The sequence below is a fragment of the Kitasatospora sp. NPDC007106 genome (genome assembly GCF_040634455.1).
Taxonomy (GTDB): domain Bacteria; phylum Actinomycetota; class Actinomycetes; order Streptomycetales; family Streptomycetaceae; genus Kitasatospora; species Kitasatospora arboriphila.
This window is the reverse complement of the sequence record NZ_JBEYFP010000298.1, coordinates 1-6,980: the sequence shown is the minus strand read 5'-3', so window position 1 is coordinate 6,980 and position 6,980 is coordinate 1. Positions and strand designations below refer to the sequence as shown.

The window sequence follows — 6,980 nt, the reverse complement described above, 5'->3', positions numbered from 1 at the left end:
CGCCCCCGCGCGCCCCCGGGGAGTTGCCCCCTGGGTGAGTCAATCCCCCTACGTACCGATTCCGACCTGCCACGGAGCCGCCACCGATGGATCTCGTCACTCCGCCGCCCGACCTGTACGGCCGTCCCCGGGACGACCGGTTCATGCGGTGGCTCACCGCGTTCGGAGACCGCTACAGTCCGGCGCTCGGCAGCCCCGGGCTGCGCCGCAGTCCCCGCAGGCCGGCCCCCGCCCCCGTCCCGCCGCTGCGCCTGGTGGTCACCGGCCACCGCACGGTCGCCGAGGACGTCGTCGCCGTGCACCTCGCCGAGCCCTCGGGCGGCCCGCTGCCGTCCTGGCAGCCCGGTGCCCGTCTGCTCCTCACCCTGCCGTCGGGCCGTCAGCGGCACTACTCGCTCTGCGGGGATCCCGCGGACCGGCACCGCTACCGGATCGCGGTGCGCCGGGCCGCCGACGGCGGCGGCGGGTCGGTGGAGCTGCACGACGAGGTCGCGGTCGGCAGCCGACTGTCCGCCGCCCGCCCGCGCAACGGCTTCGCCTTCTGCGCGGAGCCCGCGGTGCTGCTGCTGGCCGGCGGCATCGGCATCACCCCGCTGCTGCCGATGGCCCGTCAGGCGCGGTCGCTCGGCCTGGACTGGCGGCTGGTGCACACCGGCAGGACGGCCGCGGCGCTGCCGTTCACCGAGGAACTGCGCGCCCTCGACCCGGCCCGGGTGGAGATCCGCACGGACGCCCGCGACGGCGTCCCGGACGCCGCCGAGCTGCTCGCCCGTGCCCCACGTGGCGCGGCCGTCTACTGCTGCGGCCCGGCGCCGATGCTGGCCGCCGTCCAGCGGGCGTTCGACGCCTCGCCGGCCCGCGCCCTGCACTTCGAGCGGTTCGGTGCGGCGCCGGTCTCCGGCGGGCATCCGTTCACCGTCCGGCTGGGCGCCGCCGGTCCCGAACTCGCCGTCCCCGCGGACCGTTCCGCCCTGGACGTGGCCCGTGAGCTCCGTCCCGACCTGCCGTACTCCTGCAAGCAGGGGTTCTGCGGCACCTGCCGGGTGCGGGTGCTGGACGGCACGCCCGAGCACCGCGACCGCCGGCTGACCCCGGCCGAGCGCGCGGGCGGCGCCCTGCTGCCCTGCGTCTCCCGCGCGGCCGAGGGCGAGACCCTCGTCCTGGACCTCTGAGGAGCCCGCACATGACCTTCCCGTACGACGAGCGCGACCTCGCCAGGTTCCGCGAGACCCAGCAACTCGCCTACCACTGCGCGGAGCAGGTCGCCGCCTGGATCGAACCCGGCGTCACCGAACGGCAGGCGACCGCGCAGCTGCGCCGCTGCCTGGAGCGTGCCGGGGTACAGGACTACTTCCACGTGCCGTTCGCCTGGTTCGGCGACCGCACGGCCTTCCGGCACTTCCGCACCCCGCTGCAGTTCTTCGCCGGGAGCCGCCGGCTGGAGGAGGGCATGCCGTACGTGCTGGACTGCGCGCCGGTGGTGGACGGCTACACCGCGGACATCGGCTACGGCGGCAAGGTCGGCGAGAACCCGGTCTGGGACCGCCTCGCCGCCGACCTGAAGGTCTACCGGGAGCTGATCCTCGCCGAGGTCAGGGCCCGCAAGCCGCTGAACGAGGTGTACGCGGCGGTGGACGCCCAGCTCGCCGTGCACGGCTACGACAACCGGCACCGGGTCTACCCCGGCCGGGTGATCGGCCACCGGGTCACCCGGACGACCGCCCGCGGCCCGGCCGGCGTCACCCTCTTCGGCTTCGGCGTGCGTACACTCCAGACGCTCGGCCGGGAGCTGATCGGCGAGCGGCTGCACGGCCGCTCCCCGCTGTGGGCGGACGGCCGCTCGTCCCGGCACGCCCCCACCCCGGGCCTGTGGGCGGTCGAGCCGCACATCGGCTTCCGGGACGTGGGCATCAAGTTCGAGGAACTGCTCGTCGTCACGGACGACGACGCGTTCTGGCTCGACGACGACCTGCCGCACGTGCGGCGCTGGACGCTCCAGGAGGAGGCCGCATGACCATCCGCCGCCGCACCGTCCACTCCGGCGGGCTGCCGCTGGCCGTGTACGAGCAGGGCGACCCGGCCCGGCCGACCGTCCTGCTGGTGCACGGCTACCCGGACACCCACGCGGTCTGGGACGACGTCGCCGCGGACCTCGCCACCGACCACCACGTGGTCCGCTACGACGTCCGCGGCGCCGGCGGCTCCGGTGTGCCCGCCGCCCGGGACGGCTACCGGCTGGAGCACCTCGGCGCCGACCTGTTCGCCGTCGCCGACGCCGTCAGCCCGGACGAGCCGGTGCACGTGGTCGCCCACGACTGGGGTTCCATCCAGTCCTGGGAGGCCGTCACCGAACCCGGCGCGCACCGGCGGATCGCCTCCTACACCACCGTCTCCGGGCCGTCGCTCGACCACATCGGCCACTGGATCAGGCACCGGATGCGCCGCCCCACCCCGCGGCACCTGCGCCAGCTGCTCGTCCAGGGCGTGCACTCCTGGTACATCACGGCCTTCCAACTGCCCTACCTGGCACCGGCCGTCTGGCGGCTCTTCCTGGCCCGCGCCTGGCCGACGGTGCTGCACCGGATGGAGGCCGTCACCCCGCGGGCCGGCCACCCGCAGCCGACCCTCGGCCGGGACGCCGTCCGCGGGATCGAGCTGTACCGGGCCAACTTCCGGCCGGTGCTGCGCAGTCCGCGGGAGCGGCCGACCGAGGTGCCCGTCCAGCTGATCACCCTGGAGCGGGACCGCTACGTCTCCACCTTCCTCTCCGAGGGCCTGGAGCGCTGGGTGCCGCACCTGACCCGCCGCACCCTGGACGCCGGCCACTGGTCGGCGCTGCTGGAGAAGGGCGGCACGGTGGCCCGGTTCGTCCGCGAGCACGTGGCCCGGGTCGCCGCCGGGCACGTCCAGGGCCCGCCGGTGAGCGGCCGGCTCGCGGTGGTCACCGGCGGCGGCAGCGGCATCGGCCGGGCCACCGCCCTGGCCTTCGCCGAGCAGGGGGACCGGGTGGTGGTCTGCGACCTCGACCTCGCCGCCGCCGAACGCACCGCCGATCTCTGCGGCCTGGTCGGCCCGCGGGCGCACGCCCACCGGGTGGACGTCTCCGACGGCGAGGCCGTCGACGCCTTCGCCCGGCAGGTCGCCGCCGAGCACGGCGTGCCCGACGTGGTGGTCAACAACGCCGGGATCGGCCACGCCGGCACCTTCCTGCAGACCACCGAGAAGGAGTGGCAGCGCGTCCTGGACGTCAACCTCTGGGGCGTCATCCACGGCTGCCGCGCCTTCGGTGCCCTGATGGTGGCCCGCGGCGGGGGCGGACACATCGTCAACCTGGCCTCGGCGGCGGCCTACCTGCCGGCGAAGTCGCTGGCCGCGTACGCCACCAGCAAGGCCGGGGTGCTCATGCTCTCCGACTGCCTGCGGGCCGAACTCGCCCCGCACGGGATCGGCGTCTCCGCGATCTGCCCGGGCATCGTGGCGACCAACATCACCAGCACGACCACCTTCTCCGGCACCGACCCGGACGAGCAGGCCGCCAAGCGGGCCAAGGCCACCAAGGCGTACGCCCGCCGGGGCTTCCCGCCCGAGAAGGTCGCCGCGGAGATCCTCCGCGCGGTCCGCACCGGCAAGCCGGTCGTCCCGGTCACCTTCGAGGCCAAGGCCGCCCGCCTCCTCGGCCGCCTCAGCCCCGCCCTGCTGCGCCGCCTCGCCCGCCTCGACATCGGCTGACGACCCCGGGGTCGTGATATCGGATTGCATGGGATTCGATATCACGACCCTCGGGAGGTTGGCATGACGCGCACGGTGATAGACGTGGACGACGAGCTGCTGGCCGAGGCCGCGGAGATCTTCGGCACCACCACGAAGGTGGCCACCGTGAACGCCGCGCTCGCCGATGCGATCAAGCGACGGAAGCGGGAATCCTTTCTGAACTGGCTGGCCGAAGGCGGCCTGCCGGACCTGACCGGTCCGGTGGAGAGTGATTCGGAGCACCGGGCGGCATGACGGAACGCTTCCTGATCGACACCTCGGCGCTGGCCCGATTCCCCAAACAGGCCGTCCGCAGGGCAGTGGAACCCCTCCACAACGCCGGCTTGTTGGCCGTCTGTGCGGCCGTGGAACTGGAGGTCCTGCGCAGCGCCAGGTCGAAGGCCGAGGCCGAGCGGATCCGTGACGAGATGCGCGGCTTCGACCGGCTGCCGACGACCGACGAGGTCTGGGACCGGGCGCTGGACGTCCAGGTACTGCTCGTCGGCGCGGGCAACCGGCGGGCAGTGTCGGCGGCCGACCTGGTGATCGCCGCGACGGCGGAGCGCCACGGCGTCACCGTGCTGCACTACGACGGCGACTACGACATGATCGCGCAGGTCACCGGTCAGCCGACGCAGTGGGTCGTGCCCGCCGGTGAGGCCGACTGACCTCCGGGGCGGCCGGGTCAGGACTGGGCGGTGAGGCGGGCGAGGCCGGCCTGGAGTTCCTGGGCGGTGAGGCAGGGGGCCACCTCGACGTCGGCGCCCATCTCCATCCAGAGCGGTTCGACGAGGGGGATCAGGTCGGCCTCGTCGGTGACGTCCACCACCATGACGAGGCCGCGGCGGCCGTGCAGCGGGTAGAAGTAGGCGGCTTCGGGCTTCAGGACGGTGAGAATCTGCTCCATCGTCTCGGGCATCTTCCCCTCCGCGATCACCGCGTTGGCACGTTCGGTGTCGATCGAGGCCTGGACGAGCATGCGCATGGCGGTGGTCCCTTCGGCACGGACGACGACCGGCCCTCCGCACGAACCCCGCCGGGTGGGGGCGGTCCTCAGGTCTCCAGCGTCGCGCCGCCGATGCGGCCCCGCACCCGGACCGCCCGGCCCGTGCTCAGGCGGCGTGCGGCCGCGGCCGGTGCTTCGGCTCCGGCTCCGGAGCGACCGCCGTGAGGTCGTGGTGGATGGGGCCGTCGCCGGCGGAGAGGGGCAGGCAGCTGCCGCCGCGGCGGTGGGCGACGATTTCGGCGGCGACGGAGACGGCGGTCTCCTCGGGGGTGCGGGCGCCGAGGTCGAGGCCGATGGGGGAGCGGAGGCGGGCGATCTCCGCCTCGGTGAGGCCGGTCTCGCGCAGGCGGGTGTTGCGGTCGCGGTGGGTGCGGCGTGATCCCATGGCGCCGATGTAGCCGACGGGCAGGCGCAGGGCGCGCTCGAGCAGGGGGATGTCGAACTTGGCGTCGTGGGTGAGGACGCACAGGACGGTGCGGCCGTCGATGCGGTGGTGCTGGGTGTCGAGGTAGCGGTGCGGCCAGTCGACGGCGATCTCGTCGGCGTCGGGGAAGCGGCGGTGGGTGGCGAAGACGGGGCGGGCGTCGCAGACGGTGACGTGGTAGCCGAGGAACTTGCCGATGCGGACGACGGCGGCGGCGAAGTCGATGGCGCCGAAGACGATCATGCGGGGGGCGGGGACGTAGGACTCGACGAAGACGGTGACGGTGCCCTGGTCGGTGGGGTCGCAGGGGCGGCCGTCGAGGGCGAGGACGACGGTGCCGGTGCGGCCGGCGTCGAGCATGGCGCGGGCCTCGGCGACGATCGAGCGCTCCAGCGACAGCGTGGTCGGCCCGGGCGTGGCGGCGGCCGCGGAGGACACCGGGGAGAGGCCGCCGTGGTGGGCGTCGGCGGTGACGGCGACGGCGGCGCCGAGCAGGGCGTCGGGGCCGGAGACGATCCGGGCGAGGGCGACGGGGGTGCCGGAGGCGATGTACGCGATGCCGGTGTCGATCGCGGGGTCGGTGCCGGGCACCACCGGCTGGACGAGGACGTCGAGGATGCCGCCGCAGGTGAGGCCGACGGCGAAGGCGTCCTCGTCGCTGTAGCCGAAGCGTTCCAGGACGGGTTCGCCGGTGCGGATCGCCTGCTGGCAGAGGTCGTAGACGGCGCTCTCGACGCAGCCGCCGGAGACCGAGCCGATCGCCTCGCCGCTCTCGTCGACGGCGAGGGCGGCGCCGGGGTCGCGGGGGGCGCTGCCGGAGACGCCGACGACGGTGGCCACGGCGAAGGAGCGCCCGGACGCGTGCCAGGCGTGCAGTCGTGGGGCGATGTCCTGCATGTGGGGCGGTCCTCCGAAGGCTGATGGGAAGGTGGGACGGCGGGTCCCGGGCGCGTGAGTCGACGACCCGTGTGCCGTCAGGCGGCGAGGTGGGAGAGGTCGACGGTGGCGCCGGTGTAGAGGCTCTCGATGGGGATCCAGCGGGGGGAGACGGCGAGCGGTGTCTCGGTGCGGACGGCGGCGGCGCCGGTGTGGCGGGGGCCGCAGGGGATGTCGACGACCGTCCAGCCCGGCGGCCAGGCTGCGGCGTCGGCGCCGAGGTAGTCCTCGGCGAGCGGGCGGCCGAGTCCTGTGCCGAGTCCCTTGAGGTAGGCCTCCTTGCGGGTCCACAGCTGGCCGAAGGCGGCCCGGCGGAGCGGCTGCGGGACGGCCTCGATCTCGGTCCGCTCGTCGGGGTGGATCGCGGTCGAGCACACCTCGACGGTCGAGGCGCGGGGTACCTGTTCGACGTCCACCCCGATCGGGGCGGAGGCGATGCCGACCAGGGCCATCCCGCTGCTGTGGGAGAGCGAGAAGTGCACGGCGGAGTCCGGGACGGAGAGTGTCGGCCGGCCGTGCGGCTTGTCGCAGCAGGGGCACGGCTGCCGGGCGAACTCCAGTTCGGCGGCGGGGTGGTGGAGGTAGGCGCCGAGGAGCCGGCGCAGCGCGATGTGGGCGGAGGCGTAGAGGAATCCGCCGGTCTGGCGGCGGCAGGCGCTGGCCCGGGCGAGTTCGCGTTCGTCGAGTTCGGAGAGGTCGAGGGCGCCGGTGATGTCGTCGGGGTGGGGTTGGCGGAGCAGCCAGAGATCCACCCGGCCGTCGCCGAGCGGTGCCGCCGCGGCGGCGCTCACCCGGTGCCCGTCGGCGGCGCTCACCCGGTGCCTGCCGGTGCGGCGAGGGGCCGGGCGGGCGCGTCCGCGAGGG

At 74.6% G+C, this 6,980-nt stretch carries 8 protein-coding genes; 5 read left to right on the top strand and 3 right to left on the bottom strand.

The genetic code is table 11. From position 1 onward, the window contains the following. Window positions 1-86: 86 nt before the first annotated feature. The 5 genes from ABZ641_RS21380 to ABZ641_RS21360 all read left to right on the top strand — a co-directional run bounded on the left by ABZ641_RS21380 (window position 87) and on the right by ABZ641_RS21360 (window position 4,418). Window positions 87-1,172, top strand: coding sequence for a PDR/VanB family oxidoreductase (locus ABZ641_RS21380; protein ID WP_359983943.1), 1,086 nt, complete (start codon window positions 87-89; stop codon window positions 1,170-1,172). Between the two features lie 11 nt (window positions 1,173-1,183). Continuing rightward, window positions 1,184-2,014, top strand: a complete 831-nt coding sequence (locus tag ABZ641_RS21375; protein WP_359983940.1) for a M24 family metallopeptidase — start codon at window positions 1,184-1,186, stop codon at window positions 2,012-2,014. Next, window positions 2,011-3,729, top strand: a complete 1,719-nt coding sequence (locus ABZ641_RS21370; RefSeq protein WP_359983937.1) for an SDR family oxidoreductase — start codon at window positions 2,011-2,013, stop codon at window positions 3,727-3,729. Before ABZ641_RS21375 ends, ABZ641_RS21370 begins: the two co-directional genes overlap by 4 nt. A 63-nt stretch (window positions 3,730-3,792) precedes the next feature. Next, on the top strand, window positions 3,793-4,005 hold the full coding sequence (locus ABZ641_RS21365; protein WP_030265425.1) for a type II toxin-antitoxin system VapB family antitoxin: 213 nt from the start codon (window positions 3,793-3,795) through the stop codon (window positions 4,003-4,005). Then, window positions 4,002-4,418 (top strand): PIN domain nuclease, encoded by a 417-nt coding sequence (locus tag ABZ641_RS21360; RefSeq protein ID WP_359983934.1) that lies wholly within the window; start codon window positions 4,002-4,004, stop codon window positions 4,416-4,418. Before ABZ641_RS21365 ends, ABZ641_RS21360 begins: the two co-directional genes overlap by 4 nt. A gap of 17 nt (window positions 4,419-4,435) precedes the next feature. Here ABZ641_RS21360 and ABZ641_RS21355 read toward each other — a convergent pair whose 3' ends face one another. The 3 genes from ABZ641_RS21355 to ABZ641_RS21345 all read right to left on the bottom strand — a co-directional run. Continuing rightward, window positions 4,436-4,735, bottom strand: coding sequence for a hypothetical protein (locus ABZ641_RS21355; RefSeq protein WP_359983932.1), 300 nt, complete (start codon window positions 4,733-4,735; stop codon window positions 4,436-4,438). Window positions 4,736-4,862: 127 nt separating this feature from the next. Next, on the bottom strand, window positions 4,863-6,077 hold the full coding sequence (locus tag ABZ641_RS21350) for an XdhC/CoxI family protein (RefSeq protein ID WP_359983930.1): 1,215 nt from the start codon (window positions 6,075-6,077) through the stop codon (window positions 4,863-4,865). Window positions 6,078-6,154: 77 nt separating this feature from the next. Then, a partial coding sequence (locus ABZ641_RS21345; RefSeq protein WP_359983927.1) for a 4'-phosphopantetheinyl transferase superfamily protein occupies window positions 6,155-6,980 on the bottom strand: 826 nt, incomplete at its 5' end.

Bases quoted from the DNA above. Each gene is read 5' to 3' on its own strand.
- ABZ641_RS21370 (WP_359983937.1), top strand. From the start codon at position 2,011: ATGACCATCCGCCGCCGCACCGTCCACTCCGGCGGGCTGCCGCTGGCC.
- ABZ641_RS21365 (WP_030265425.1), top strand. From the start codon at position 3,793: ATGACGCGCACGGTGATAGACGTGGACGACGAGCTGCTGGCCGAGGCC.
- ABZ641_RS21380 (WP_359983943.1), top strand. From the start codon at position 87: ATGGATCTCGTCACTCCGCCGCCCGACCTGTACGGCCGTCCCCGGGAC.
- ABZ641_RS21350 (WP_359983930.1), bottom strand. From the start codon at position 6,077: ATGCAGGACATCGCCCCACGACTGCACGCCTGGCACGCGTCCGGGCGC.
- ABZ641_RS21375 (WP_359983940.1), top strand. From the start codon at position 1,184: ATGACCTTCCCGTACGACGAGCGCGACCTCGCCAGGTTCCGCGAGACC.
- ABZ641_RS21355 (WP_359983932.1), bottom strand. From the start codon at position 4,735: ATGCGCATGCTCGTCCAGGCCTCGATCGACACCGAACGTGCCAACGCG.
- ABZ641_RS21360 (WP_359983934.1), top strand. From the start codon at position 4,002: ATGACGGAACGCTTCCTGATCGACACCTCGGCGCTGGCCCGATTCCCC.